Source organism: Salmonella sp. NW177, from assembly GCF_051811585.1.
Classification (GTDB): Bacteria; Pseudomonadota; Gammaproteobacteria; order Enterobacterales; family Enterobacteriaceae; genus Salmonella; species Salmonella enterica.
Window position 1 is genome coordinate 42,324 of the sequence record NZ_JAMMZV010000005.1, and the last position, 26,645, is coordinate 68,968.

General features: G+C 55.2%; 24 protein-coding genes. 10 read left to right on the forward strand and 14 right to left on the reverse strand.

Annotated features, from left to right (window positions below):
- Nucleotides 1–55: 55 nt before the first annotated feature.
- Together NA986_RS14970 and NA986_RS14975 are read right to left on the reverse strand one after the other, a co-directional pair.
- Nucleotides 56–1,252, reverse strand: a complete 1,197-nt coding sequence (locus NA986_RS14970) for a nicotinamide mononucleotide deamidase-related protein YfaY (protein WP_023216187.1) — start codon at nucleotides 1,250–1,252, stop codon at nucleotides 56–58.
- A 114-nt stretch (nucleotides 1,253–1,366) separates the two neighbouring features.
- On the reverse strand, nucleotides 1,367–1,909 hold the full coding sequence (locus tag NA986_RS14975; RefSeq protein WP_001670658.1) for a YfaZ family protein: 543 nt from the start codon (nucleotides 1,907–1,909) through the stop codon (nucleotides 1,367–1,369).
- Nucleotides 1,910–2,187: 278 nt separating this feature from the next.
- Here NA986_RS14975 and nudI point away from each other — a divergent pair, with 278 nt between their 5' ends.
- Nucleotides 2,188–2,613: a nucleoside triphosphatase NudI gene (nudI, locus tag NA986_RS14980; RefSeq protein ID WP_023216188.1), complete on the forward strand. Its 426-nt coding sequence runs from the start codon at nucleotides 2,188–2,190 to the stop codon at nucleotides 2,611–2,613.
- A gap of 44 nt (nucleotides 2,614–2,657) precedes the next feature.
- Here the strand turns inward: nudI and pmrG are convergent, their stop codons facing one another.
- A complete protein-coding gene (gene pmrG / locus NA986_RS14985; RefSeq protein WP_000879258.1) occupies nucleotides 2,658–3,263 on the reverse strand; it encodes a lipopolysaccharide core heptose(II)-phosphate phosphatase PmrG in 606 nt (201 codons plus the stop codon).
- A 298-nt stretch (nucleotides 3,264–3,561) separates the two neighbouring features.
- Between pmrG and arnB the strand changes: the two genes are divergently transcribed.
- Genes arnB through arnF form a run of 7 tightly spaced genes read left to right on the forward strand, consistent with a single transcriptional unit; the run spans nucleotide 3,562 to nucleotide 10,914 of the window.
- Nucleotides 3,562–4,701 (forward strand): UDP-4-amino-4-deoxy-L-arabinose aminotransferase, encoded by a 1,140-nt coding sequence (arnB, locus tag NA986_RS14990; protein ID WP_001279284.1) that lies wholly within the window; start codon nucleotides 3,562–3,564, stop codon nucleotides 4,699–4,701.
- 2 nt (nucleotides 4,702–4,703) lie between these two features.
- On the forward strand, nucleotides 4,704–5,687 hold the full coding sequence (arnC, locus tag NA986_RS14995; RefSeq protein WP_000458893.1) for an undecaprenyl-phosphate 4-deoxy-4-formamido-L-arabinose transferase: 984 nt from the start codon (nucleotides 4,704–4,706) through the stop codon (nucleotides 5,685–5,687).
- On the forward strand, nucleotides 5,684–7,666 hold the full coding sequence (gene arnA, locus NA986_RS15000) for a bifunctional UDP-4-amino-4-deoxy-L-arabinose formyltransferase/UDP-glucuronic acid oxidase ArnA (RefSeq protein ID WP_023216189.1): 1,983 nt from the start codon (nucleotides 5,684–5,686) through the stop codon (nucleotides 7,664–7,666). Before arnC ends, arnA begins: the two co-directional genes overlap by 4 nt.
- Nucleotides 7,663–8,562 carry a 4-deoxy-4-formamido-L-arabinose-phosphoundecaprenol deformylase gene (gene arnD, locus NA986_RS15005; protein ID WP_198889145.1) on the forward strand — a complete coding sequence of 300 codons (900 nt, stop codon included), beginning with the start codon at nucleotides 7,663–7,665 and terminating at the stop codon, nucleotides 8,560–8,562. The genes arnA and arnD overlap by 4 nt, the downstream gene beginning before the upstream one ends.
- Nucleotides 8,559–10,205 (forward strand): lipid IV(A) 4-amino-4-deoxy-L-arabinosyltransferase, encoded by a 1,647-nt coding sequence (arnT, locus tag NA986_RS15010; protein WP_023216191.1) that lies wholly within the window; start codon nucleotides 8,559–8,561, stop codon nucleotides 10,203–10,205. The genes arnD and arnT overlap by 4 nt, the downstream gene beginning before the upstream one ends.
- Nucleotides 10,202–10,537 carry a 4-amino-4-deoxy-L-arabinose-phosphoundecaprenol flippase subunit ArnE gene (gene arnE / locus NA986_RS15015; RefSeq protein WP_000580685.1) on the forward strand — a complete coding sequence of 112 codons (336 nt, stop codon included), beginning with the start codon at nucleotides 10,202–10,204 and terminating at the stop codon, nucleotides 10,535–10,537. The genes arnT and arnE overlap by 4 nt, the downstream gene beginning before the upstream one ends.
- Nucleotides 10,537–10,914: a 4-amino-4-deoxy-L-arabinose-phosphoundecaprenol flippase subunit ArnF gene (arnF, locus tag NA986_RS15020; RefSeq protein WP_000538692.1), complete on the forward strand. Its 378-nt coding sequence runs from the start codon at nucleotides 10,537–10,539 to the stop codon at nucleotides 10,912–10,914. Before arnE ends, arnF begins: the two co-directional genes overlap by 1 nt.
- Here the strand turns inward: arnF and pmrD are convergent.
- From pmrD to NA986_RS15065, 9 genes are all read right to left on the reverse strand, one after another.
- Entirely contained in the window at nucleotides 10,909–11,166 is a 258-nt protein-coding gene (gene pmrD, locus NA986_RS15025; protein WP_000455132.1) for a signal transduction protein PmrD, read from the reverse strand. The genes arnF and pmrD overlap by 6 nt on opposite strands.
- Nucleotides 11,167–11,263: 97 nt before the next feature.
- The gene (gene menE, locus NA986_RS15030; protein ID WP_023216192.1) at nucleotides 11,264–12,631 is read right to left on the reverse strand and encodes an o-succinylbenzoate--CoA ligase; all 1,368 of its coding nucleotides are present in this window, start codon (nucleotides 12,629–12,631) and stop codon (nucleotides 11,264–11,266) included.
- A complete protein-coding gene (gene menC / locus NA986_RS15035) occupies nucleotides 12,628–13,590 on the reverse strand; it encodes an o-succinylbenzoate synthase (protein WP_023216193.1) in 963 nt (320 codons plus the stop codon). The genes menE and menC overlap by 4 nt, the downstream gene beginning before the upstream one ends.
- Nucleotides 13,590–14,447, reverse strand: a complete 858-nt coding sequence (menB, locus tag NA986_RS15040) for a 1,4-dihydroxy-2-naphthoyl-CoA synthase (protein WP_000640014.1) — start codon at nucleotides 14,445–14,447, stop codon at nucleotides 13,590–13,592. Before menB ends, menC begins: the two co-directional genes overlap by 1 nt.
- A gap of 14 nt (nucleotides 14,448–14,461) precedes the next feature.
- A complete protein-coding gene (gene menH, locus NA986_RS15045; protein WP_023181244.1) occupies nucleotides 14,462–15,220 on the reverse strand; it encodes a 2-succinyl-6-hydroxy-2,4-cyclohexadiene-1-carboxylate synthase in 759 nt (252 codons plus the stop codon).
- Entirely contained in the window at nucleotides 15,217–16,887 is a 1,671-nt protein-coding gene (gene menD, locus NA986_RS15050; RefSeq protein ID WP_000116384.1) for a 2-succinyl-5-enolpyruvyl-6-hydroxy-3-cyclohexene-1-carboxylic-acid synthase, read from the reverse strand. Before menD ends, menH begins: the two co-directional genes overlap by 4 nt.
- A gap of 85 nt (nucleotides 16,888–16,972) precedes the next feature.
- A complete protein-coding gene (gene menF, locus NA986_RS15055) occupies nucleotides 16,973–18,268 on the reverse strand; it encodes an isochorismate synthase MenF (protein ID WP_000555674.1) in 1,296 nt (431 codons plus the stop codon).
- Nucleotides 18,269–18,368: 100 nt separating this feature from the next.
- Complete coding sequence (gene elaB, locus NA986_RS15060; protein WP_001519663.1) at nucleotides 18,369–18,674, reverse strand: stress response protein ElaB; 306 nt, start codon at nucleotides 18,672–18,674, stop codon at nucleotides 18,369–18,371.
- Between the two features lie 54 nt (nucleotides 18,675–18,728).
- Nucleotides 18,729–19,190 (reverse strand): GNAT family N-acetyltransferase, encoded by a 462-nt coding sequence (locus tag NA986_RS15065; protein WP_000568155.1) that lies wholly within the window; start codon nucleotides 19,188–19,190, stop codon nucleotides 18,729–18,731.
- 60 nt (nucleotides 19,191–19,250) lie between these two features.
- Here NA986_RS15065 and rbn point away from each other — a divergent pair, with 60 nt between their 5' ends.
- Both rbn and NA986_RS15075 read left to right on the forward strand, forming a co-directional pair.
- Entirely contained in the window at nucleotides 19,251–20,168 is a 918-nt protein-coding gene (rbn, locus tag NA986_RS15070; protein ID WP_070793986.1) for a ribonuclease BN, read from the forward strand.
- 65 nt (nucleotides 20,169–20,233) lie between these two features.
- On the forward strand, nucleotides 20,234–21,235 hold the full coding sequence (locus tag NA986_RS15075; RefSeq protein WP_000368558.1) for a chemotaxis protein: 1,002 nt from the start codon (nucleotides 20,234–20,236) through the stop codon (nucleotides 21,233–21,235).
- Nucleotides 21,236–21,275: 40 nt separating this feature from the next.
- Here the strand turns inward: NA986_RS15075 and NA986_RS15080 are convergent, their stop codons facing one another.
- Both NA986_RS15080 and NA986_RS15085 read right to left on the reverse strand, forming a co-directional pair.
- Complete coding sequence (locus NA986_RS15080; RefSeq protein WP_070793985.1) at nucleotides 21,276–23,066, reverse strand: vWA domain-containing protein; 1,791 nt, start codon at nucleotides 23,064–23,066, stop codon at nucleotides 21,276–21,278.
- Nucleotides 23,067–23,784: 718 nt separating this feature from the next.
- Nucleotides 23,785–26,645 (reverse strand): autotransporter outer membrane beta-barrel domain-containing protein (locus NA986_RS15085; protein WP_198905189.1); only part of this gene is annotated, 2,861 nt, incomplete at its 5' end.

The following is a 26,645-nucleotide window of genomic DNA, read 5'->3' on the forward strand; positions in this document are numbered from 1 at the left end:
CGAAGAATTTATAAGTATATAAGGGTGGGAAGGCCAGACCTTCCCACTAAAAGTTCTATGCCGTCAATGATTCAACCACGTCTATCCAGCCATGCTCGCTGGTAATGTCCTCGCCATTAAGCCAGCGGCGCAGCATATTTAGCGCCATCATCGCGCAGACCTCCTGACGTATTGCCAGACTATACCGATTGGCGCTAAAACGCACACGTAAGGCATACGTGCCATCCGGCGTCGCCAGCGCGAAATTAAGATGTTCGTTTTCCAGCCCCGACACGGCCAGCGCCAGACCGGCATAATGATTGCTGCGCCGTTCTGTCGTCCAGTGTGCCGTTTGCGCCAGCGTCTCTTCCTGAGAAGGAACGACTTCGCTGGCAAGAACAGGCGCCCCGGCGCGGGAAAGCTGTAGCGCCAGTAAGCCGCTGGTGTATTGCTCGCTCAACGTCAGACTCAACTGCCTTTCCTGCAGGCGGCGGGCTATTTGCGCCGGCAGGTTTTCCGTACCTTCAAAAATCAGGTTCTGTCCGGCGACCCGTTTGACCTCTGGCCATAACGCCAGCATCGCCTCCCGTTGCGTCGCCGGGCCGGTCAATTTCAGTTCAATGATCGGCATTGATGAGCGATACCCCATCGTCACGCCGGGCGGCAACAGCAGTGAATCGAGACGCTGCGCGAGGTCACTTTCTGAACGTCCAAAAGTCGTTAACCGCAGGCAAAGCGGCGGCTCCGGCAGCGAAAAACGCGCGCGTAACCGCGGTAAGATTTCCTTCTCCACCATAACCTTAAATTCCGACGGTACGCCGGGGGTGAAAAACATCAGGCAGCGGTTGAGCTGGAGCGCAAATCCACAGGCAGTGCCGACCGGATTATTAATAAACTCCGCGCTGGCAGGCAGTTCCGCCTGTTTACGGTTGCTCGGCGCCATCACGCGACCACGCTGCTGAAAGTAACGTTCCATTTCGGTCAGCCACGCCTGGTGCAGTACTAATCCTTCGCCTTTTGCCGTTGCCGCGGCGAGCGCGCTTAAATCATCGCTGGTCGGCCCTAACCCGCCATTAACAATCAAAACATCAGCATGTTGACTGCGTTCACGCAAGATAGCGACCAGACTGTCCAGATTATCGCCTACCGTATTTCGCCGTGATAACGGAACGCCCTGATGAAAGAAAAAATCAGCCAGCCAGGCGGCATTGGTGTCAACGATTTGTCCGTGCAACACCTCATCCCCGGTGGATAGCATTTCCACATTTAGCATTGTGTTCTCCTGCTCTTATGATGAAAACACTATAACGCAAAGAGGAATAGGACGTGGAAAGAAGAATGACGGGAAAAGGGGGAATATGGCGCGACGATTGCCGCGCCGTTAGCATCAAAAGCTGGCGTTTACGCCAACATAAGGGCCGTCAGCAATCGCATTATCGCGGTTGCCGTCTTTACCCGCCAGGTTCAGGTAACGATAACCGGCTTCAATGCTCAGCGGGCGCATAATGGTGAAACGCGCGCCTGCATTCGCTTCTTCATAACTGTCGATACCGCTGGACAGCGAATCTGGTGAATAATAATACTCGCCGAACAGACGGAAGCTGTTGCCGATTTTCCATTGTAGCCCACCGCCGACAGCCGCCGCATAGCCTTCATCGCTGTCTTTCGGATTGGTATAAATACCTTTACCGCCGACCGTCGCCAGCAGCGGTCCCACCGGAATGTTCAGCCCCAGACCCACGCCCGCAGCGTCGCCATCATCATCGTTGTGCATCCAGTTGCCGCTTAGCGCCAGTCCCGTCGATTCCGTACCAAAACCCACGCCAATGTTGGTGTAATCTTCGCCCGCCTGGCCGCTAATACTGATGGCCTGCGCCGATGCAGAAACGAACAGCATTCCGGCAAAACCTAATAATATGCTTTTTTTCATTTTTACCCTTTCCAGCAAGCACATAAAGAAAAACTCCCCAAAACGGCAGAATTGTACTGCCAGACGCTGAGGAATCAATGCACTAAAAAACCATTCCAAAAACATATTGTAACGAAATACTACTTTCGCCATGCCGCATCATTGCGCCATCACATGGCGACGCCTGCATCAACAAAATTAACAAAAAACGCAGTCTGCGTTATCGCTTCCATTTTTCACAAAGAATTTCGCAGAATGATTTGTTAAGCTGACGACCTGGTGGTTTAAGGAAGCGACTTATGCGTCAACGAACTATAGTTTGCCCATTAATTCAAAATGATGGCTGTTATCTGCTGTGCAAAATGGCCGACAACCGCGGCGTCTTTCCCGGTCAGTGGGCGCTGTCGGGCGGCGGGGTCGAGCCGGGCGAACGCATTGAAGAGGCGCTGCGTCGGGAGATTCGGGAGGAACTCGGCGAACAACTAATTCTGAGCGATATTACGCCGTGGACCTTCCGCGACGATATCCGCGTTAAAACCTACGCTGATGGCAGACAAAAAGAGATTTATATGATTTATCTCATCTTCGACTGTGTTTCCGCTAATCGCGATATATGTATTAACGACGAATTTCAGGACTACGCCTGGGTCAAGCCAGAAGAACTGGCGCTGTATGATTTGAATGTAGCGACACGCCACACATTAGCATTGAAAGGGTTATTATAATGACGACAGCCGCTTCAGGCTGTCTTTACGCTTTTAACATGCGGCTAGCCGGGAACAAATTCACCATCTAAAAAGAGTTTTCCGTTTTCCGCATGCATAACGAGCGCATTAAGATAGTCCGGATCAAACTTTACGCCGCGCTTATTTTTTGCAATATACGTCAAACAATGATTATGGGTAAAAATGACTATATTTTTATTCTGCGACTTTTTCAGTAACGTATTGATTGAAGCATAAATACCGCTGCCGCAATCCATCATTTTTTTATCCACCGTAAGCGACCTGCCCGCAGAAAACCAGGTTGCCGACTGGATGGTGCGCACCGTATTACTGGAATAGAGATTGTAATTTTGTATATCGGCACTGAAGGCTTTACCCAGCGCTCTGGCATCTTGCGCACCGTTGACCGTAATCCCCGTGCTGTCTGACAGGCAGGTATTATCGGAACGATCGCACCGCTCGGCATGGCGGAATAACACGACTACCGGATGCTGCTTCGCCAGCGCCGCCAGCGCTTTACCGTTAATCTGCGGTAGACCGTTACCACTCCAGGCATGTTGTGAGGTCAACCCGGCGATAATAACCAACGCCCCCGCCAGAGTCGCGAGATAGCGTTTGTTTTTAATAAAGCGTAGGGTAAATGCCAGCACATTAACCTCTCAGGCAGACAGTGCAGCTAACTTAATAGCAATACGATTAAAATGAAATTCCGCAACGGAAGACCAGGCCAGAAACATAAAAACAGCTTTTGGGCATGCATAAAATGCCTTAAACTTTCGGCGAAAGCAAAGCATAATCCCGTTAAAAATTATCTTTTTACTTCACCTTAATTTCTTAATGTTAATTTAATATTCATCCAGTAGGGTTCAGCTAAATGCGTTAAAAAATAAGCCCTTTTCTATTGCCGAAATATTTGAAAAGCGGCTTTCAATGGCTGAAGGAAAAATGATGTCGGACTTTTTGCCTTTCTCCCGTCCGGCGATGGGCGCGGAAGAGCTTGCTGCCGTTAAGACCGTACTGGACTCAGGTTGGATAACAACTGGCCCGAAAAATCAGGAACTGGAAGCGGCGTTTTGTCGGCTAACAGGCAATCAATATGCCGTTGCCGTCAGTTCAGCCACTGCCGGTATGCACATCGCGTTGATGGCGCTGGGCATTGGTGAAGGCGACGAGGTCATTACACCGTCAATGACGTGGGTTTCTACGCTAAATATGATCGTTTTACTCGGCGCGAACCCCGTCATGGTCGATGTCGATCGCGATACGCTGATGGTCACGCCTGAACATATCGAAGCCGCGATTACGCCACAAACCAAAGCAATTATTCCCGTCCACTACGCTGGCGCGCCCGCCGATCTGGACGCTATTTACGCTCTTGGCGAGCGTTATGGCATTCCAGTGATTGAAGACGCGGCGCACGCGACAGGAACCAGCTACAAAGGTCGCCACATTGGCGCCCGGGGCACCGCGATTTTCTCCTTCCACGCCATTAAGAACATTACCTGCGCTGAAGGCGGTATCGTCGTCACGGATAACCCGCAATTCGCCGATAAACTGCGCAGTCTCAAGTTTCACGGGCTTGGCGTTGATGCCTGGGATCGACAGAGCGGAGGACGCGCGCCACAAGCGGAAGTCCTGGCGCCGGGCTACAAATATAATTTGCCCGACCTCAACGCCGCTATCGCGCTTGCTCAGTTACAGAAACTGGATGCGCTTAACGCTCGCCGCGCCGCCATCGCAGCGCAGTACCACCAGGCAATGGCAGACCTGCCTTTTCAGCCTCTGAGCCTTCCGTCGTGGGAACATATTCACGCCTGGCATTTATTCATTATCCGGGTCGATGAAGCCCGCTGCGGTATTACCCGGGATGCTCTGATGGCATCGCTGAAAACGAAAGGCATCGGCACAGGACTGCATTTCCGCGCCGCGCATACGCAAAAATATTATCGCGAACGTTTCCCAACGCTCACGCTGCCTGACACCGAGTGGAACAGCGAGCGGATCTGCTCACTGCCGCTCTTCCCGGACATGACCGAGAGTGACTTTGATCGAGTCATTACCGCCCTTCATCAGATAGCAGGACAATAAGCATGTTTGACGCCGCCCCCATAAAAAAAGTCTCGGTGGTTATTCCTGTCTATAACGAACAGGAAAGCCTGCCGGAATTGATAAGACGCACCACCACCGCCTGCGAGAGCCTGGGCAAAGCGTGGGAGATTTTATTGATAGATGATGGTAGCAGCGATAGCTCGGCGGAGCTGATGGTTAAGGCGTCCCAGGAGGCCGATAGCCATATCATCTCTATTTTACTCAACCGTAACTACGGTCAACATGCAGCGATTATGGCGGGGTTTAGCCATGTAAGCGGCGATCTTATCATTACGCTGGATGCCGATCTGCAAAACCCGCCGGAAGAGATCCCGCGCCTGGTGGCGAAAGCCGATGAAGGGTTCGATGTGGTAGGCACCGTGCGCCAGAACCGACAGGACAGCCTGTTTCGCAAATCGGCGTCAAAAATCATTAATCTGCTGATCCAGCGCACAACGGGCAAAGCGATGGGCGATTACGGCTGCATGTTACGCGCCTATCGCCGCCCTATTATCGATACTATGTTGCGCTGCCATGAACGCAGCACCTTTATCCCTATTCTGGCCAACATTTTCGCTCGTCGGGCTACCGAGATCCCGGTGCATCACGCTGAACGTGAATTTGGCGACTCTAAATACAGTTTTATGCGTCTCATTAACCTGATGTATGACCTGGTGACCTGCCTGACGACGACGCCGCTGCGCCTGTTGAGTCTGCTGGGCAGCGTTATCGCCATCGGCGGGTTTAGCCTGTCGGTATTGCTTATTGTACTTCGCCTGGCGCTGGGGCCGCAGTGGGCGGCGGAAGGCGTATTTATGCTCTTTGCCGTCCTGTTTACCTTCATCGGCGCGCAATTCATCGGTATGGGACTGCTGGGCGAATACATCGGTCGCATTTATAACGATGTCCGCGCCCGCCCCCGCTATTTTGTTCAACAAGTTATCTACCCGGAAAGCACGCCGTTTACTGAGGAAAGTCACCAATGAAAGCCGTTATTTTTGCCTATCACGATATGGGATGTCAGGGCGTGCAGGCCGTACTGGATGCCGGGTATGAGATTGCCGCGATTTTTACTCATGCCGACAATCCTGCGGAAAACACCTTTTTTGGCTCCGTCTCCCGGCTGGCGGCAGAATTAGGGATTCCGGTTTATGCGCCGGATAACGTAAACCATCCTATCTGGGTCGACCGCATCGCTGAGCTTGCGCCGGATATTATTTTTTCGTTCTATTACCGCAACCTGTTAAGCGAAGAAATTCTGCACCTCGCCCCGGCTGGCGCGTTCAATCTGCACGGTTCTCTATTGCCTGCCTATCGTGGCCGTGCGCCGCTAAACTGGGTTCTGGTTAACGGCGAAAGCGAAACGGGCGTAACGCTGCATCGTATGGTCAAACGTGCCGACGCCGGAGAGATTGTCGCCAGTCAACGCGTTGCTATTGCGCAGGACGATGTTGCGCTTACCCTGCATCATAAGCTATGTCAGGCCGCGCGCCAGTTGCTTAATAGCATCCTGCCCACCATGAAATGCGGCGATATACCTTCTGTTCCCCAGCGTGAGTCTGACGCTACATATTATGGTCGCCGCAGGCCGGAAGATGGCCTTATCGACTGGCACAAACCGGTTTCCACGGTGCATAACCTGGTGCGGGCGGTAGCCGCCCCCTGGCCCGGCGCGTTCAGCTATAACGGCTCGCAAAAATTCACTATCTGGTCTTCCCGAATTTGTCCGGATGCGCAGGGCGCGCTTCCCGGCTCGGTAATTTCGGTCTCTCCGCTGCGGATCGCCTGCGCCGATGGCGCGCTGGAGATTATTACCGGCCAGGCCGGAGACGGTATTACTGTACAAGGCTCGCAGCTTGCACAGACGCTTGGTCTGGTGGCGGGCGCGCGTTTGAACCGTCCACCAGCGACCAGCGGTAAACGTCGCATTCGCGTTCTCATCCTCGGCGTCAACGGTTTTATCGGCAATCATTTGACCGAACGGTTACTGAATGAAGAGAATTACGAGGTCTACGGTATGGATATCGGCAGCAACGCCATTAGCCGATTCCTGCTCCACCCTCGATTTCATTTCGTGGAGGGAGATATCAGCATCCACTCAGAATGGATCGAATATCATGTCAAAAAATGCGATGTCGTACTGCCGCTGGTAGCAATTGCTACCCCGATTGAATACACCCGCAACCCGCTGCGCGTCTTTGAACTTGATTTTGAAGAAAATCTGCGGATTATCCGTTATTGCGTGAAATACCGTAAACGCGTGGTTTTCCCGTCTACCTCTGAAGTGTACGGCATGTGTACGGACGCCTCTTTTGACGAAGACAAATCGAATCTGATCGTCGGGCCGGTGAATAAGCCGCGCTGGATTTACTCCGTTTCCAAACAGCTTCTCGACCGGGTGATTTGGGCTTATGGCGAAAAAGAGGGATTGCGCTTCACGCTTTTCCGTCCCTTTAACTGGATGGGGCCGCGGCTGGATAGCCTGAACGCGGCGCGTATCGGCAGTTCACGCGCGATAACGCAGTTGATTCTGAACCTGGTAGAAGGGACGCCGATCAAGCTTATCGACGGTGGTCAGCAGAAGCGCTGTTTCACCGATATTCGTGACGGGATCGAAGCATTATTCCGCATTATTGTGAATGATGGCGATCGATGCGATGGCAAAATCATTAATATCGGCAATCCTGACAACGAAGCCAGTATTCAGGAACTGGCGACGCTGTTGCTCGACAGTTTTGATAAGCATCCGCTGCGCTGCCATTTCCCACCGTTTGCCGGTTTCCAGGTCGTCGAAAGCCGTAGTTATTACGGCAAGGGTTATCAGGATGTCGCACACCGGAAACCCAGTATCGACAATGCCAGGCGCTGTCTGGGCTGGGAACCGTCTATTGCGATGCGTGATACGGTTGAAGAAACGCTGGACTTCTTCCTGCGCAGCGTAGATGTCGCGGAACGCGCATCATGACGAAAGTCGGTTTACGCATTGATGTTGATACCTTGCGAGGAACGCGTGAAGGTGTTCCCCGGCTGCTGGCGTCATTGCATCGCCACGGCGTTCAGGCCAGCTTTTTCTTCAGCGTCGGGCCGGACAATATGGGACGTCATCTTTGGCGTCTGATAAAACCGCGATTTTTATGGAAAATGCTACGTTCAAACGCCGCCTCGCTCTACGGCTGGGATATCCTGCTGGCCGGTACCGCCTGGCCGGGAAAAAATATCGGCAACGCCAATGCCGGGATTATTCGTGAAACGGCAACATACCATGAGACGGGACTACATGCCTGGGATCACCATGCGTGGCAGACTCACAGCGGCCACTGGAGTATCCGCCAGCTTGAAGAAGGTATCGCGCGCGGCATAACGGCGCTTGAGGCCATTATCGGAAAACCCGTCACCTGCTCAGCCGCGGCCGGCTGGCGAGCGGATGGGCGCGTTGTTCGTGCGAAAGAGTCGTTCAACCTGCGGTATAACAGCGATTGCCGTGGAACCACCTTATTCCGTCCGCTACTGATGCCGGGCCAGACCGGGACGCCACAAATCCCGGTCACCTTACCCACGTGGGATGAGGTTATCGGCCCCGCCGTTCAGGCGCAGTCGTTCAATACCTGGATTATCTCCCGTATGTTGCAGGACAAAGGCACGCCGGTATATACCATCCATGCGGAAGTCGAAGGTATTGTCCATCAGCCGCTGTTTGAAGATTTGCTCGTTCGTGCACGCGACGCGGGGATCACCTTTTGCCCTCTGGGCGAACTGCTGCCGGCATCGCCTGAGTCTCTGCCGTTGGGGCAAATTGTACGTGGACACATCCCTGGCCGTGAAGGTTGGCTGGGGTGCCAACAGGCCGCGAGCGCCTCATGATGAAATCGATACGCTATTATCTGGCTTTCGCCGCATTTATCGCGCTCTACTATGTTATTCCTGTCAATAGCCGCCTGCTCTGGCAGCCGGATGAAACGCGCTATGCCGAAATAAGTCGGGAGATGCTGGCGTCTGGCGACTGGATCGTGCCGCATTTTCTGGGATTACGTTATTTTGAAAAACCGATAGCCGGTTACTGGATAAACAGTCTGGGTCAGTGGCTTTTTGGCGCTACCAATTTTGGCGTGCGGGCTGGCGCTATTTTAACGACATTGCTGGCCGCAGCGCTGGTAGCATGGCTGACGTTCCGCTTATGGCGGGATAAACGTACCGCGTTGCTCGCCTCCGTTATCTTTCTCTCCCTCTTTGCCGTTTACAGTATCGGGACGTATGCGGTACTCGACCCGATGATCGCCCTTTGGCTTACGGCCGGGATGTGTTGTTTCTGGCAGGGGATGCAGGCCACGACCCGAACGGGCAAGATTGGGATGTTTTTGCTACTGGGCGCAACCTGCGGTCTGGGTGTATTAACTAAAGGCTTCCTCGCCCTGGCCGTACCGGTGGTGAGCGTGCTGCCGTGGGTTATTGTCCAGAAACGCTGGAAGGACTTTTTGCTTTACGGCTGGCTGGCGGTCTTGAGCTGCTTTGTGGTTGTCCTTCCCTGGGCGATCGCCATTGCGCGACGCGAAGCCGATTTCTGGCATTACTTTTTCTGGGTGGAGCATATCCAGCGATTCGCCATGAGCGATGCCCAGCATAAAGCCCCTTTCTGGTACTATCTGCCGGTACTGCTCGCGGGAAGTTTACCGTGGCTGGGGTTACTGCCTGGCGCGCTTAAACTGGGCTGGCGCGAGCGAAACGGCGCATTCTATTTGCTCGGATGGACGATCATGCCGCTTCTCTTTTTCAGTATTGCGAAAGGGAAACTGCCCACCTATGTTCTTTCCTGTTTCGCACCGATAGCGATACTCATGGCGCGCTTCGTCCTGCATAACGTAAAAGAAGGCGTCGCCGCGCTACGTGTCAACGGCGGGATCAACCTGGTGTTCGGGTTAGTCGGGATCGTCGCGGCGTTTGTCGTCTCCTCATGGGGCCCGCTGAAATCGCCGGTGTGGACGCATATCGAAACCTATAAAGTGTTTTGCGTCTGGGGCGTCTTTACTGTTTGGGCGTTTGTGGGCTGGTATAGCCTCTGTCATAGCCCAAAATACCTATTACCCGCGTTTTGTCCGCTGGGACTGGCGCTGCTGTTCGGCTTTTCCGTCCCCGACAGGGTGATGGAGTCCAAACAGCCACAGTTTTTTGTCGAAATGACCCAGGCGCCTTTGGCATCAAGCCGCTATATTCTTGCCGACAGCGTGGGCGTCGCCGCCGGTCTGGCCTGGAGTCTGAAACGAGACGATATTATGCTCTACGGGCACGCGGGCGAACTCAGGTATGGTCTTAGCTATCCTGATGTACAGGATAAATTCGTTAAAGCCGACGATTTTAACGCCTGGCTCAACCAGCATCGTCAGGAGGGCATTATTACGCTAGTACTTTCAATAGCCAAAGATGAAGACATCAGCGCTCTTTCCCTTCCCCCTGCGGACAATATTGATTATCAGGGGCGTCTGGTGTTAATTCAGTATCGGCCTAAATGATCGGCGTCGTTCTGGTGCTTGCCAGTCTGCTCAGCGTTGGCGGTCAGCTCTGCCAGAAGCAAGCGACACGGCCATTGACGGCGGGCGGACGCCGCCGTCACCTGATGCTGTGGCTGGGCCTGGCACTAATATGCATGGGCGCAGCGATGGTGCTGTGGCTGCTGGTGCTACAAACCCTGCCGGTGGGAATTGCTTACCCGATGTTGAGTCTGAATTTTGTCTGGGTCACGTTGGCGGCATGGAAAATCTGGCATGAACAGGTTCCGCCCCGCCACTGGTTGGGCGTCGCATTGATTATCAGCGGCATTATCATTCTGGGGAGTGCGGCATAATGGGCGTAATGTGGGGACTGATAAGCGTTGCGATTGCCTCCCTCGCCCAGTTGAGTTTAGGATTCGCCATGATGCGGCTGCCATCGATAGCGCATCCGCTGGCGTTTATTTCCGGACTGGGCGCATTTAATGCCGCGACCCTGGCGCTATTCGCCGGTTTGGCGGGGTATCTGGTTTCCGTCTTCTGCTGGCATAAAACATTACACACGCTCGCGCTCAGCAAAGCCTATGCGCTGCTGAGTCTCAGCTATGTGCTTGTCTGGGTAGCCTCAATGCTGTTACCCGGTTTGCAAGGCGCTTTCAGCCTAAAAGCGATGCTCGGCGTATTGTGTATTATGGCGGGGGTAATGCTGATTTTTCTGCCCGCCAGATCATGAAGGCTTGCGCGTCAACCTCTGCCATTCGTCGCAGGAATAACAGCGTGCATCAACGATTTTTAAGGTCTGGTGTTTTTCCCGATTAATACAATACTGCGCATCCTGTAAAGGCGACAGGATATCGCCAGGACTCAGTAATATCATGGAATTCGCCTCGGCGATCATTTTTAGCGAACCGCCGCTATCGCACAGCACCAGAACATGGCACGCCCTCTTTTTGACATAATGCGATTTCTTAACCAACCATTCCATAGCGCCCCCGTTTCACGCTTATTGTTCATAACACGTTACACATCAACGGATAAACAAAACGGCAATAGCGATGGAATGGTTGTATATTAACCTAACATTAATTTTTACAGTTCTCACACACCCACTGCTGGAGCGCACGGCGAGATATTTTAATCCCTCCGTTTTTCAGTTCTGACGGCAGCGTCAACCAGCGAACCGGCTGCTGAAAACGCGCCAACTTATCGCGGACCCATTCAGCGAGGTTCACGTCTCCGGCCTGCGATGCATACTCCACAACCGCAACGGGACGATGGCCAAACTCTTTATCTTCTACCGGCACGACGAAGGCTTGTTGCACCAGCGGATGCGCGTTAATAACGCGTTCGACTTCCTCCGGCTGAATGCCTTCGCCGCCGCTAAAGAACAGGTTGTCCAGCCGCCCGGCGATGGTTAGCCTGCCGTGGTTCAGCTCGCCGCGATCGCGCGTGGCAAACCAACCCTCGTCATTAACCAGCGGGATCAGTTTGCCATCACGCCAGTAACCTTCCGCCATACTGGCGGCGCGCAGCCAGACTTCATTATCGACGATTCTGATCTCTCTGCCGGGAAGCGGCGCGCCCACATCATCCGAACCATCGGCCTCTTTGGCGCATACCGTAGACGCGAACTCCGTGAGCCCATACCCGCACCAGCAGCGAATTCCTTGTTTGCTGGCCTGGTCGGTGAGTTCAACCGGAATCACCGCGCCGCCGAGCAAAACGGCTTTCAGCGTCACCGCCGCCCGATTCGCCAGCAGCCGCCATAGCTGCGTCGGCACCAGCGAAGCATGAGTACACCCTGCCAGCATCTGCTCCAGCGGTTGCTTATCGCGTACCGTCATGCGCGCCCCGGCGAAGAGCCAACGCCACATAATACCCTGCCCGGATACATGAAACAGCGGCAGCGATAGCAGCCAGTCATCCTGCGAGCCAAACGGCATTAGCGAAAGCACCCCCTGCGCGCTGGCAAGATGCGCCTGGCACGTATGTACGGCCGCTTTTGGCAATCCTGTGGAACCCGATGTCAGCGTCATGGAAACCAGACGCTGCGGTTGCCAGGCCACGGCATACGCCGCTGTGCTCTTTTGTATCTGCAACGCGGTTAACCCGGAAAATACGTTTTCGCCTTCCAGTGTCAGCGCAAAACGCAGCGTTAACTTCGGCACCAGCGCCTCCAGCAACGTCTGGGGCAACTGCGGATTGACGGGCAGAACCCGCGCGCCGCACTGCATCAGCGCAAGCCATGCCAACAGAGTGCGCGGCTGATTCCCGGCGCGCAGCAGGACACCGTCGCCCTCGCGTACGCCCTGCGCGGCAAACCCGCCCGCCAGCGCATCAATACGCTCACAGAGGGCGTGCCAGCTTAGCACTTCATCGTTCAGGCGCAGAGCGGGCGCCTGGCTGCGAACCTGACGCCAGTGGCGCCACGGCCAGTCCGTGAATGTCATAACAGTCGTTCCAGCTCATCACGCTTCAGACAAGGCAACGCGCTACCGGGCCAGGGACGAATCTGTTGCGCCTGCATCAGATGCAAGGTATCCAGTCCGGGCAGCGTTCCCGGCGTCAACCAGGCGGCAATCCGCGCCAGTTGCGTCAGGCCGAGGCTGGACTCGATTGAAGAGCTGATGACCGCCGTCAGTCCCAACGCATGGGCGGCAGCGACTTGCTCATGCACTTTATCAAGCGATCCGGTCAGCGTAGGTTTGATAACCACAGCCTTGACGCCCTCTTCGGCTTCAAAGGTGAAATCCGCTTCGCGCAGACTTTCGTCCCAGGCAATCGCGATGCCGGTTTCACGGGCAAAGGCGCGGGAATCATCCCGCGTCTTACATGGTTCTTCGAGAAAGGCGATACGAGCGCGGTAGTCTGGATTAACATACTTTGCGAACTGTTGGGCTTTTAGCGGCGTCCAGGCGCGATTCGCATCCAGACGCAGATGCAGATCCGGGATCGCCTCCAGCAGCAAATTAACCACCATGCCGTCGCGTACCGCTTCATAGAGACCCACTTTGACCTTAGCGATTTTCTCGCCGGGCATATCGGCAAGCCGCAGCACCAAATCGTCAGGATCGCCAGTGCATAACGGCGCGGCGCGATAGTCCGCCGCCTCCGGCAATACGCCTGTCAGTTCCGCCAGCGCGCAGCTTGCGCCAAACGCGACCGAAGGCATCTCGGGTAATCCCTCGCTCCCCTGAAGCCAGTCGTTCACCCATGTTAGTAACGCCGTCTGCGCCTCCTCCCACGTTTCCTGACTGAAGCCCGGCAGCGGAGAGATCTCTCCCCATCCCTCACGCTCGCCGTCACGCAGACAAACATACAGCCCGTCGCGAGTTTTTAACCGCCTGTCGCGCAGAACCACCCCCGCGTCCATGGGGATCTGCCAGCGGTATACCTGCGCGCTACGCATTATGGGTTCCGTTTGAATTTGCTGAAGTCAGGCTGACGCTTCTGGTTAAAGGCGTTACGGCCTTCCTGCCCTTCTTCGGTCATGTAGAACAGCATGGTAGCGTTGCCCGCCAGCTCCTGCAGCCCGGCCTGACCGTCACAATCGGCATTCAGCGCCGCTTTCAGGCAACGCAGCGCCATCGGACTGTTTTGCAACATTTCGCGGCACCAGCGCACGGTCTCTTTTTCCAGATCCGCCAGCGGAACGACGGTGTTAACCAGCCCCATATCCAGCGCCTGTTGCGCATCGTACTGGCGGCACAGGAACCAGATTTCACGCGCTTTCTTCTGACCAACGATACGCGCCATATACGAAGCGCCCCAGCCGCCGTCAAAGGAGCCAACTTTCGGACCAGTCTGGCCGAAGATGGCGTTTTCCGCCGCGATGGTCAGGTCACACATCATGTGCAGCACATGACCACCGCCGATGGAATATCCCGCGACCATCGCGACAACCGGTTTTGGACAGGTGCGAATCTGGCGCTGGAAATCCAGCACGTTCAGGTGATGCACGCCGGAGTCATCCTGATAACCGCCGTAATCGCCGCGCACCTTCTGGTCGCCGCCCGCGCAAAACGCTTTATCGCCTTCGCCGGTCAGAATAATCACGCCCACGCTGTCGTCGTAACGGGCATCCGCCAGCGCCTGAATCATCTCTTTGACGGTCAACGGACGAAATGCATTGCGCACCTGCGGACGATTAATGGTGATTTTTGCAATACCGTCGGTGGATTTTTCATAACGAATGTCGGTGTAACCCTCCGAGCAGTCGTGCCATTCTACCGGTGCGTAAAGCATTGTTTCATCAGGATAGATCATAGTGTGTCCTTTAGTCAGAGACGCAGAATCTGAGCCAGACTGTCTACCACGCCAGCGGGGTTTTCCCGATGCGCGTTGTGTCCGGCGTTACGAATAACATGGCATGTCGCCGCCACTTCCTGCGCCAGGGCGCGGAATTTGCTGTCGCGTTCGCCACATAAATAATAAAACGGAAATGCCAGCGCGTTGAGCGCCTCGCGTAAATCCGGCTGGGCGGCAAGCGATGTCGCCTCCAGCATCGCAGCCAGCGTTTCGCCGTTATTCTGGCTACGCAGCGCCGTCAGCGCCTGCCTTTGCTGCGCCGTCAGCGAGGCGAACACCGGCTGCTGATACCAGTCGTGAAAAACCTCAGTCAGGGGTTCACGACGAAAACGCTCTGCCCAGCGCCCGTCGGACAACCGTCTTTCAGCGCGCGCCTGTTCATTTTGCAGCCCCGGATGACCGCCTTCGACCACCAGGCCGCACAGGCCTGGTATTCCCTGGCAGGCTGCCATCATCGCCACCCGGCCGCCAAGAGAGTATCCCACCAACCAAAACTTTAGTATGTTGTAACTAATTAACGTAGCGCGCAGTAATCTGATGACATCGGCAAATCCGTCGACCGGAATAGCCGTAGATCCGCCATGTCCCGGTAAGTCAATATAAAGCCGCGAACAGCCGTGAAACTGTTCGCCAACCGGCTGCCATTCACGGCAATCGCCAGAAAAACCGTGCAGGAAAACCAGCGAGGGCGCCCCAGGCTGTCCGGGCATGTGCTGCGCGTGCAACATCATAGATGGCTTACCTGAGCCAAAAGTTGCTGCAGCGTCTGCGCGCCGTCCGTATCGTTTACCACCAGCTCAATCACCGTTGTCGCCGGGGTTCGCCACGCGCCAGCCAGCGCAGATTCAAGTTCTTCCCAGTTTTCCGGGCGATGATAGCGCAGGTTAAACATGGCGGCCGCATGGTCAAAATGGACGTTTTGCGGCATCAAATAAAAGCGCTCACGTTTGCTTTGCGGCGTCGGCAGCAGGGAAAAGATCTGCCCGCCGTTATTGTTGACCACAATCAACACAAACGGCGCGGATACCTGACGTAGTAACGCCAGCGCGTTAAGATCGTACAGCGCGGATAAATCGCCGACGATAGCCAGCGTCGATTTGGCGCTGGCGCGCTGCACGCCCGCCGCCGTGGAAAGCAGGCCGTCAATGCCGCTTGCCCCGCGATTGCTGTATACCGGATAGCCGGCCGGCAACTGTGACAGCGCGTCGATCAGACGTACCACCAGACTATTGCCCACGAACAATTGCCCCTGCTCCGGCAGATAGTCGCGGATACGGTGCGCCAGCTGCGCTTCGCCAAAGGTGTCTCGCTGCGCGACCACCCGTTGCCACGCCAGTTCCGCCAGACGCGGGATCTCTACACACCACGGTTTACGTTTTTCCGCCGGATGCATCTCCAGCCAGTCGGCGATTTTCGCTACCAGTCTGCGTCCACGATGGTGCGCCGGGTCCAGACGACCTTCAATATTGTCGATTACCCAATACTCTTCCGGCTCGCAGGTTGCCTGCCATTGCAGTAAGCGTTTTCCGGTAAGGCTACTGCCAAGCTGGACGACAATCTGCGCCTGCTGCAGTTCGGTAACCGCTTTGGCGTTGCCGAGCCACAGGTCGGCGCACGGCAGCGGCTGCCCGGTTTGCGACAATACGTCGCCAATTAATGGCCATCCCAGAGTTTGCGCCCACTGCGCCACTTTTTTGCCTTCTTCCGCGCTCATACGCCCGGCGACGACAACGCCGCGTTTTTGTCGCCAGAAGAACCAGTCGCGCTGTTTGTCGCTTGCCAGTCGACGCGCTTCGCGCAGCCAGGGTTTTTCATCCTGCCACCAGTCGCCGAGACGCTGCTGCCAGACCAGACCGGTATCATTCATATCGCCATACAGAGGTTCGGCAAAAGGACAGTTAATGTGCAGCGCGCCCGCATGAAGCATGGCGAGCGCATTGTCGATGGTCGACACCAGCCAGCGCGCCGGAATATCCTGCGTGGGACGCGGCAACGACAGAGTTTGGGAGGGGTGCGAGGCAAACATCCCCGCCTGACGGATCGCCTGGTTGGCGCCGCAGTCAATCAGCTCTGGCGGGCGATCGGCGGTAAGTAAAATGAGCTTCTCGCCCGTCAGCCCCGCCTCAATCAACGCCGGATAGAGGTTCGCCACGGCGGTACCTGAAGTGACAATAACGGCAACCGGCTGCTGGCTGACTTTCGCCAGCCCTAACGCCAGATGACCAAGCCCACGCTCATCAAAGTGCGTATGGTGAATAAAAGCAGGATTCTCTGCCGCCGCCAACGTGAGCGGCGTGGAACGGGAACCAGGGGCGATACAAACATGCCTGACGCCATGACGGGTTAAGGCTTCCAGGATGACCGCCGCCCAGCGCCGGTTAAATGCACTTACTGACATGAGTTTGTCCGGTATCAATCATTGGGACTAAGTATAAAGAGCTGCAAAAATGGATTATTGATATGGGTCGGGAATATGTGACTCATTACGCATCCATCTGCAATAAGGTACGTAACCCGGCCGCTTTATTATCTATTTCCTGCCATTCCTGTTCCGGATCGGAGCCGCGGACGATTCCCGCGCCGGCATACAATCGCACCACATTGGCCGTCACTTTGGCTGAACGTAACGTCACGCAAAACTCACTTTGCCGCGTGGAGAGATAGCCTGCCGACCCGGCATACCATTCACGTTCGAACGGCTCATGTTGTTCTATAAAACAACGCGCGGGTTCACGAGGGATCCCGGCGACCGCTGCGGTAGGCTGTAACTGGTGCAGGCAGAGCGTGTCGTCCGCCTGATTAAGCGCCGTCCAGATACAGCGGCGCAAATGCTGTACCTTGCGCAGTCTGAGCACCTGCGGCGGCAGCACATCCAGCGAGTGGGTGCAGTTTTGCAGTCGCTGGCAGATGTCTTCGACAACCAGCATATTTTCTCGCTGGTTTTTATCGTCTTTCATTAACCATTCGCCAAGCTGCCAGGCTTTATGGTTATCCGGATGGTTCGCCACCGTCCCGGCCAGCGCTTCGGTACGCAGCGCCGTTTCACGCCGCCGCCAGAGCCGCTCCGGCGATGATCCCAAAAAGGCGGTATCGGCGGAAAAAGCCATAAAAAAGTGGTAGCAGTTGAGATTTAAACGACGACTGGACGCCATCATCGCGGCGGCATTGACCGGACGGGAGAATTGTAAGTCGGTGGCCCGCGCCAGCACAACTTTATCAAACGCCTCTTGCGCAATGGTGTGGGTGGCCTGCTGAATCAGCTTCACCCAACCGTCTTTGTCCGGCCAGTGTTGTTCGCTCGTGAGCGAAAGGCGCAGCGCCGGAACAGGCTTAATGCCGACCAGAGAAGCGAGAAACGCTTTCGCCTGGCGCGCATCATCGCGTAGCGAAACGTCACTGTGCAGATGTAAGCGTAAGGTCGCCGTACCCCCGCTACGTCGCCACTCCAGCCGCGGCAGCAATAAGTAGCCCTCTTTCGGCTCGAACGCATTCAGCCCCCAAATACGCAGGTCAGGCTGCGCGTGCTGACGTAAAAACCGTTGCGCCAGATCGAGCGATGAAAAGACGGTGATTGCCCCGAGAACGGCAGCTTCTTCGTCGCCATTACGCTGTTGCCAGTAGAATTGCGGAAAGGATGACTGGCTGGCCAGCCAGCTCAATGCATCGAAGGCATCGTTTAAAGGGAAAGGCGCATCGAAAACGCAAAGCCCTGGCGTCGCCGGTATCTCTTGCGATAGCTGACGCGTCAGATTTTCCAGCGCAGTAGTAATAGAATGCACGCGGACCCTCCCTGTTAAAAACCCCACATTATACGGGGTACTGCCCTAAAAAAGCAGTACCTCATTTAGGGAGGGTTGCAATTCTGTTCAGTGGGGGGATTTAGCGCCGCGCCAGCAGCAGTCCAAGTACCAGTCCTACCGCCGCGCCTACGCCAATACCCTGCCAGGGTTTTTCATGAACGTAGTCATCCGCTTTATAAACGGCCTGCTTTGCCCGGTAATAATAGCTATCCGACGCATGGCTTACGCGGTTTTTCACCTCTTCCAGCGCTTGTTCCGCGCGGGCTTTCAGCTCAATGTATTTTTGATCGGCGGGATCGCCTGAGGAACGTAAAATCTCTTCCAGCGTTTCGCTGAGCAAAGTCAGATCATCATCAACACGTGATTCACCAAATTGATATGACATTCTCATTCTCCGTTGTGTTAACACCTGCTCCTAACTATAGTCAACGGTTTCGGTTTATGCCTGATGAACCTCCCGCGCCATTCCCCGGTGCGGAATGCCATCTTCGTCATAAACATCGGTGACGGGAATAAAACCAAACCGCGCATAAAAAGGTTGCAGATGCGCCTGCGCCCCCAGATATAGCGGCTTATCCGGCCAGTGCCGCCCACAAGATTCCAGCGTTTTCGCCATTAATTGCTGGCCCAGTTTCGCCCCTCGCCAGGCATCGCTGACGATCACCCGGCCAATGACAACCGGGTCTGATTCATTATCGCTTTTCAGAATCCTCGCATACGCCACCAGCTCATCCTGATGCCAGCCCAGAATATGCCGATTGTCGCCGACTAAATCATCGCCATCCACATCCAGGTAAGGACAGCGCTGTTCTACCACAAAGACCGCGCAGCGCAATTTGAGTAGCGCGTAAAGTTGAGGAACGGTAAGTTCGCTATGGTGGAGATCCTGCCAGTCAATCATGATGCGCTCCTGTGTTGTGGTAATCTTGGGTTAAACGATAACCAAACGTGTATGGACAAGATGGAATTAATTTTTTTAGGTACGTCCGCAGGCGTTCCCACGCGCTCACGCAATGTAACGGCAATTTTATTACATCTGCAACATCCAACGCAGCCGGGAGTATGGCTTTTTGATTGCGGCGAAGGGACACAGCATCAAATGCTTAATACCGCGTTTCATCCCGGTAAGCTTGAGCGCATTTTTATCAGCCATCTTCACGGCGATCATTTGTTTGGCCTGCCGGGTCTGCTATGCAGCCGGTCGATGGCGGGGAATCCTCATCCGCTAACCGTATACGGGCCTCAAGGCGTGCGTGAGTTTATTGCAACCACACTGCGCCTTAGCGGTTCATGGACCGATTTTCCGTTGCAAATTGAAGAAATTAGCGCAGGCGATATTCTTGACGACGGTCTGCGTAAAGTGACCGCGTTCAGGCTGGAGCATCCACTGGAGTGCTACGGATATCGCGTTGTTGAACATGACAAGCCTGGCGCGCTGAATGCCAGGGCGTTAAAAGCCGCAGGCGTTACGCCCGGCCCGCTGTTTCAGGCGTTGAAGGCAGGAAAAACCGTCACGCTTGTCGATGGAAGGCAGATCAATGGCGCCGACTACCTTGCTCCCGCCGTGGCCGGGAAATCAGTGGCGATTTTCGGCGATACCGCGCCCTGCGAGGCCGCCCTCGCGCTGGCGCAAGGCGTGGATGTGATGGTCCATGAAACCACGCTGGATGCGTCAATGGAGGAGAAAGCCAACGCTCGCGGACACAGCTCCACCCGTCAAACCGCGACGCTGGCGCGGGAAGCTGCCGTCGGTCGGCTGATCATGACCCATATTAGCTCACGCTATGACGATAAAGGCTGTCAGCGCTTACTGGCGGAATGCCGCGCTATTTTCCCGGCGACGGAGCTGGCTTACGATTTTTCTGTTTTCCCGGTTTAGCGCTCCATTTTTTGTCCTCATTGCCGATAACACTAAAAAAGGCAGGCTTTCATAATGAGGTTAGGATGGACAATTTTCAGAAAGATATTGATGACAGGGCCAATTTAACCCTGTCCAACCGTTTTGAACTGCTGTTATTCCGTCTTGGTACATCGCTGCATGAACAGAAGTCAGAGCTGTTCGGCATCAATGTATTTAAGCTGCGCGAAATCGTACCAATGCCCGCCTTTACGCGCCCGGCAGGCATGAAAGCGCCGCTATTGGGCATGGTCAATATTCGGGATCAGGTCATTCCGGTGATTGATTTGCCAGCGGTAGCGGGCTGCAAGCCGGAAACCGGGCTGAATATTTTGCTGATCACCGAATATGCGCGCAGCGTACAGGCATTTGCCGTCGAGTCGGTGGAAAATATTATGCGTCTTGACTGGCAACAGGTGCATACCGCCGAGAAAGCCGTCAACGGTCGCTACATCACCAGTATTGCCTGCCTGGATGACAACAAAGAAACCAACAACCTGGCGCTGGTGCTCGACGTTGAGCAGATCCTTTATGATATTGTCCCCTCCAGCCACGATCTGCGCGCCACCAATCTGAAGACCAATAAATTTTATATTACCCCAGGCGCGGTAGCCATTGTGGCGGAAGACTCCAAAGTCGCCCGCGCGATGCTGGAAAAAGGGCTGAATGCGATGGGAATTCCGCATCAGATGCATGTGACCGGCAAGGATGCATGGGAGAGAATCCAGCAACTGGCGCAGGAAGCGGAGGCCGAAGGTAAGCCAATTAGCGAGAAAATCGCGCTGGTCCTGACAGATCTTGAGATGCCGGAGATGGATGGCTTTACGTTAACGCGTAAAATTAAAACCGATGAACGGCTGAAAAAGATCCCGGTCGTTATTCACTCTTCCCTTTCCGGCAGCGCCAACGAAGATCATATACGTAAGGTGAAGGCCGACGGCTACGTGGCCAAGTTTGAGATTAACGAACTCTCTTCGGTCATTCAGGAAGTGCTGGAGCGCGCAGCAACAAACAGCCAGGGACCACTGATCAGCCGCAAAAGCGCCTGACGTAACAGGGGATGCCTACAGTACAGGCATCCCCTGACGCTTAGTGAGACAAGCCTTCCGCCAGTTTTACCAGTTTAATAAACTCCGCGTGATAGCCTTGTTTATCTTCCCCGCGCGCCTGTTCACCCCATTTAATAATTTGCGGCCAGGTTGTATCTGCCAGCGTTTCTGAGCCACGCAGTTTTTGCCCGAAAGCCGCTACCGCCGCGCGGAAACGAAAATCTTCAGAGGCGTCAGCAAAGATCGGCATTTTTCCCATAACGACCGGGAACTCGGCTAATGTACTTTCGCTGCCCTGCGGCGCTTTCCAGCGCAATTTGATCCACGCCAGCTCGCTTGATTTTGTTGGCTTTGAGGCGGCTTTGTCCTGAGCGTAGCGCAGTTTATCCACCGAGGCTTTCTGCCCGTTAAGCGTCAGTTCAAAGAATAGCGTGACGTGTTTACCCGCGCCGATATCACCCGCATCAACCTTATCGTTATTGAAATCCTCGTCGCGCAGTTGGCGTTTTTCATAACCAATCTGCCGGTACTCAGTCACCCACTGCGGATTAAATTCGATTTGCGATTTTACATCTTTGGCAACGGTGACCAGCGTTTGATGCATCTCATCTTTGAGGACTTTTTGCGCCTCGGAGAGGGAGTCGATGTAGCTGTAATTACCGTTACCCACATCAGCAATTCTCACCATCATGGCTTCGTTGAAATTGTCATCGCCGACGCCCAGCGTAGATAAAGTAATACCTTTCTCGCGCTCTTTTTTTACCAGCGCTTCGATGTCTTTGGGATCGGTAATACCGAGGTTAAAATCACCGTCAGTGGTCAACAAAATGCGGTTAACGCCGCCTTTGATAAACCCTTTTTCGGCCTGCTCGTAGGCTAGTCGTAATCCCGCTTCACCACCGGTACTCCCGTAAGCATCCAGATTATCAATTGCCGCTTTAATCGCGGTTGTGTTATTTCCCGCTGTAGACGCCAGCGCAACGTGAGTGCCGCCCGCGTAGGTCACAATCGTAATGTTATCCTGCGCACGCAGATCGTTCACCAGCAGTTTTAGCGCCGACTGGATCAGCGGCAGGCGTTCCGCTGGCTGCATAGAGCCGGAAGTATCAATGAGAAAAACCAGGTTGGCAGGTGGCAGATCTCTGGTCTGCATGTCCTGGGCCTGAACATCAACTTTTAATAGCGTACGCTGCGCGTTCCACGGCGAGGGAGCCAGTTCGTATTTAACCGCAAATGGCATCGGTATACAGGCCGCAATGGGTTTAGTGTTATCCTGCTTATCCGCAACGGGCTGAGGCGCGGGAAAATAGTTGAGCATCTCTTCTACCCGCACGGCTTCCGGCGGCGGCAGTTGTCCCTGATTCAGAAAGCGCCGCACGTTAGCGTAGCTGCCAGTGTCTACATCCAGACTAAACGTGGCGAGCGGCGCCTGACTTACCTGTTTAATCGGATTTTCATCGTAGTGTTCGTAACGCGCGGTCCCCATTACATTACCGCCTTGTGCAGCGAACGCTTTTGATGCCGCGGCACGTGTCCGCATTTCATGTTGCGGTGCTTCGGCTGTTGCCAGAGATCCCGCTTTGGCATCTGCCAGGGCTTTGGCTTCAGCTTTCGCTTTATATTCGGCTGCTTTTTTCGCAGCCTGTTGGGCGGCCTCGGCTTGTCTTTTCTGGACAGTGTCATCCCCGGCCTGAGCGCTATTTTCTTTCTGGATAGCCTGCTCCTGTTTTAACTCAGCCGGATTATTTCCCTGTGGGTCGGAGGGCTCCGGCCCACAGCCCGAGAGAACAACCCCACCCAACAACAGCATTAATGTTTTTCCATTAAGCATACAAATTCCTTTTCAATTATATTCGGGTAATTCTCTGCAGATGTCCTGCATTATATTCCGCTTTACTTTTATTATCAGCATGACGAAAGTAGAAAATGGTATTATCTGCGTTAATAACCACCCATAATAAAAAAGATAATTATATTTTTGAGGCAAATAATATTTACGTTTAAGATGAACGGTTTAATCAGTTGCTGCCGTTCGACCCACAGATTCTGCGTGAAGAACACTATTTACAGGTGACCGATTTACCAAAATTGAATATATAAGATGGGGGACTATCTGCACTGTGTCCTCGCCGATACTTCCTTTTACAACCCACCAAACAGCAATCCATTAAGCCGTGCCGACACTCACGTTATTGATGGAAAGAGATTATATGCCGCCGTCACACGAAATAATGAACTGAGCGCGATCGGACACCCTGAAAAACGCTGACAGAAATACGCTTCAGATCAAATTTTTCCCATTGAAGTCGATGAATAAACATTTATCCGGGAAACGGGTCACGAAAACAGTTGGGAGAGTTGTTCCACTGCCTGCTTGCGGAACCGGATACCGAATGTTGCGTTGCGCTCTACCCAACCTATGCCTCACCCAACGCCTGATGGCGCTTCGCTTATCAGGCCTACGAATTATCACATATTGATAACCCTGCAGGCCGGATAAGGCGTAGCCGCCATCCGGCATAAATGTTGTACTATGCCTGGTCAGCAACCTACCAGTTATAGCGCATGTTCAGGCTAAAGCTGGCGTCGCCGTAGTCGTTCTTTCCCTTCTGACCGGCGGCCTGGGCGTAGACGCTTAGCCGTTCGCTGACGTTTGCCTGAATCCCCACTTTCACTTCCACGCGGTCGTTCGGCAAATCCTGCGATACCTTCGTGTCGCCAAAGGTGGCCGAGGCATTGTCGCTGGCGTGCAGCCAGTTGACCTCCATAAACGGCTGGATCCTGCCGCTCTCTTTGTACAGTTTACCGTCCACACGCATGCCTAAGCGCGTCGTCCAGCTATCATCGTTCTGGCCGCTGATGCGGGTACCGCCATCGTCAATAACCGTGTCGGCGCTGTAGCGCTGCCAGGTGACCTGCGCCTGCGGTGTCAGGCTGACCGTGTTGCGGTTGCTTAACGCAATATCATAACGATAACCCGTTTCCAGCGAGACGGCGTGCGCGGCGGAGTCGTAACGGCTGGCGCTGAGTCCGTCGTTATCCACGCTGTTGTTGTAAACGCCGTACTGATACCAGCTATCGATGTAAGCCCCGCGATGACTTTGCGCATCGGCAAACCAGGTGGCGTAGAGGCCGAGATTGTAGCCGTCCACGCTACCGTTGGCGGAGAACTGGCTGCCGTCCGCCCCCCGGTTGCCGGTGCTGTCGGTGTTAGCGTTGATGTAGCTGCCCATCAGGCCAACGGTGACGCTCTGCGCGCCGTCGCTCCAGGTCAGGATGTCGCCGCCGAGCTGGAACTGCGAGTAGTCGCTGTCGATATCTACATTGCCGTTAACCGCCTGCGATTCGGCTTTACCGGCCTTAAAACGCATCCAGATGCTGCCGTCGGCGGAACGGTACTGGCTGCCTTCCCGGTCGTAGAGGGTCTGCATTTGCAGGTTGCGCGCCATCCACTGGTTGCCGAGATAAACGCCAATGTCGGCGCGGTACTGCGGCGCCACGGGCGTGACGTCGCCGCCGTCAGGCGGAGTGATATCGCCGTCATCGTCAGGCGGAGTGATATCGCCGCCGTCGTCAGGCGGAGTGACCTCGCCGCCGTCGTCCGGCGGAGTGACCTCGCCGCCGTCGTCAGGCGGAGTGACCTCGCCGCCATCGTCAGGCGGAGTGACCTCGCCACCATCGTCAGGCGGAGTAACCTCACCGCCGTCGTCCGGCACGTCATCAGACTCGGAGCGCAAGTACCAGTCGCCGCCGTCTTGTTTCAGCGTGTAGGTCCAGGCGTTAATATCAACATGCCCTTTGTAGAGCCTAAAATCACCGTCGGACTGACCGCCCACCTCAATAACTTCAATACCGTTAACTGTTTGTGCGCCCAGGCCATTGACGTTGGTGATATGCAGCGTGGTGCTGCCGGCGGTGTCGCCGGTGACGATCAGTTTATCGGTGGGCGAGCTGTCATCGCCCAGTTGGGTATTGAGATAGAGATGACCGTCGTTGCCGGTATAGTTTCCCGCGATCGTCAGCGTATTGTTGGGCTGGTCGCTGCCGCTTATCATCGCGCTGCTGTTGACGACATCGCCGTTGACGGTGAACGTATCGACAAAGTACAGGCTGCCCTGGTTGTTAACATGGCCGTTCACCGTGGCGTTATGGCCGCCAAAGGCGGCGTTCGCGGCGATATTAACCGCCTGCGCGCTCCCCGCAGAGCCGATAGTCGCCGTTTCGGCCAGCCATAGCGCGCCCTCCTGCACGTCGGTGTCGCCGCTGTAGGTGTTTTGCGCCCCCAGGATCAGCGTGCCAGCGCCCCGTTTGATGAGCGATTTGCCGTCCCAGTAGGTGGCGCTGTCGGGATTGAGCGTGGCGTCAACGTCCGTCAGCGCGGTGTTCAGCGTGAAGCTGTGACCTTGCTCGCTCAGGGTGAAGGTGCCGTGGGCGTTGGTGGCGGCGTTGTCGCTGTCGGCATACCAGGACAACGAGGCGGTTACGTCATAGCGGGTGTCGTCGGCGGCGTTCACGCGCCCATCGACGGTGAGAAAATCCACCTGTTTGGCGTCCATACCGGCTACGGTGAATTGCGCAAAATCGCTATTGATGGCGCTGTCCGTGTCAATCAGCGTGTAGGCGTACGCGTCGCGGGTCCAGGATTTCGCCACGTTGCCGATGCCGGTAATATCCAGCGTACCGCCCAGGTTGGCGTGGTCGGCGGTGACAATGGCGCCGCTGTTGCTGTCGGTCAGGTGTACGGCCAGGGTGCTGTTCGCCTCCTGCGTTAACGTATTTCCCCGCAATGCGCTGCCTGCGCCAATTGCGGTAGTGGCGTTATCGTGAGTGGTGAGATTTGCCGTAACGAACTGGCCGCTGGCGTTCAGTTGCAGGCTGGCGTAATTGTCGATATCGCCGCTGCCCAGCGCGTTGACGTTACTGGCGACCAGCGTACCGCCGCTGATGGTGGTGCCGCCAGTGTAAGAATTGGCGCCGGAAAGCGTGAGCGTCTTATCGCCGGATTTTACCACCTGGCCGCTGCCGCTGATGGCGTTGTCGAACGTGCCGCCGGTGTTCAGTTCCAGCACGGCGTTGTCGGTGACGTCGCCACTTCCCAGCGCCTCAACGCTAGTGGCGACTAGCGTGCCGCCGCTGATGAGGGTGCCGCCGGTGTAAGAATTGGCGCCGGAGAGTGTGAGCGTCTCGTCGCCGGATTTCACCACCTGGCCGCTGCCGCTGATGGCGTTGTCAAAATCACCGCCGGTGTTCAGTTCCAGCACGGCGTTATCGGTGACGTCACCGGTGCCCAGCGCGTTTACATCGTTGGCGACCAGCGTGCCGCTGCTGATAAGGGTGCCGCCGGTGTAAGAATTGGCGCCGGAGAGTGTGAGCGTCTCGTCGCCGGATTTCACCACCTGGCCGCTGCCGC

Coding starts and splice junctions, on each gene's coding strand:
- arnF (WP_000538692.1), top strand. CDS start 10,537: ATGGGCGTAATGTGGGGACTGATAAGCGTTGCGATTGCCTCCCTCGCC.
- menD (WP_000116384.1), bottom strand. CDS start 16,887: ATGTCAGTAAGTGCATTTAACCGGCGCTGGGCGGCGGTCATCCTGGAA.
- NA986_RS15075 (WP_000368558.1), top strand. CDS start 20,234: ATGGACAATTTTCAGAAAGATATTGATGACAGGGCCAATTTAACCCTG.
- NA986_RS14970 (WP_023216187.1), bottom strand. CDS start 1,252: ATGCTAAATGTGGAAATGCTATCCACCGGGGATGAGGTGTTGCACGGA.
- nudI (WP_023216188.1), top strand. CDS start 2,188: ATGCGTCAACGAACTATAGTTTGCCCATTAATTCAAAATGATGGCTGT.
- NA986_RS15065 (WP_000568155.1), bottom strand. CDS start 19,190: ATGATTGACTGGCAGGATCTCCACCATAGCGAACTTACCGTTCCTCAA.
- elaB (WP_001519663.1), bottom strand. CDS start 18,674: ATGTCATATCAATTTGGTGAATCACGTGTTGATGATGATCTGACTTTG.
- arnD (WP_198889145.1), top strand. CDS start 7,663: ATGACGAAAGTCGGTTTACGCATTGATGTTGATACCTTGCGAGGAACG.
- NA986_RS15080 (WP_070793985.1), bottom strand. CDS start 23,066: ATGCTTAATGGAAAAACATTAATGCTGTTGTTGGGTGGGGTTGTTCTC.
- menB (WP_000640014.1), bottom strand. CDS start 14,447: ATGATCTATCCTGATGAAACAATGCTTTACGCACCGGTAGAATGGCAC.
- arnT (WP_023216191.1), top strand. CDS start 8,559: ATGATGAAATCGATACGCTATTATCTGGCTTTCGCCGCATTTATCGCG.
- arnE (WP_000580685.1), top strand. CDS start 10,202: ATGATCGGCGTCGTTCTGGTGCTTGCCAGTCTGCTCAGCGTTGGCGGT.
- arnC (WP_000458893.1), top strand. CDS start 4,704: ATGTTTGACGCCGCCCCCATAAAAAAAGTCTCGGTGGTTATTCCTGTC.
- NA986_RS14975 (WP_001670658.1), bottom strand. CDS start 1,909: ATGAAAAAAAGCATATTATTAGGTTTTGCCGGAATGCTGTTCGTTTCT.
- menC (WP_023216193.1), bottom strand. CDS start 13,590: ATGCGTAGCGCGCAGGTATACCGCTGGCAGATCCCCATGGACGCGGGG.
- menH (WP_023181244.1), bottom strand. CDS start 15,220: ATGATGTTGCACGCGCAGCACATGCCCGGACAGCCTGGGGCGCCCTCG.
- rbn (WP_070793986.1), top strand. CDS start 19,251: ATGGAATTAATTTTTTTAGGTACGTCCGCAGGCGTTCCCACGCGCTCA.
- menE (WP_023216192.1), bottom strand. CDS start 12,631: ATGACATTCACGGACTGGCCGTGGCGCCACTGGCGTCAGGTTCGCAGC.
- pmrD (WP_000455132.1), bottom strand. CDS start 11,166: ATGGAATGGTTGGTTAAGAAATCGCATTATGTCAAAAAGAGGGCGTGC.
- arnA (WP_023216189.1), top strand. CDS start 5,684: ATGAAAGCCGTTATTTTTGCCTATCACGATATGGGATGTCAGGGCGTG.
- arnB (WP_001279284.1), top strand. CDS start 3,562: ATGTCGGACTTTTTGCCTTTCTCCCGTCCGGCGATGGGCGCGGAAGAG.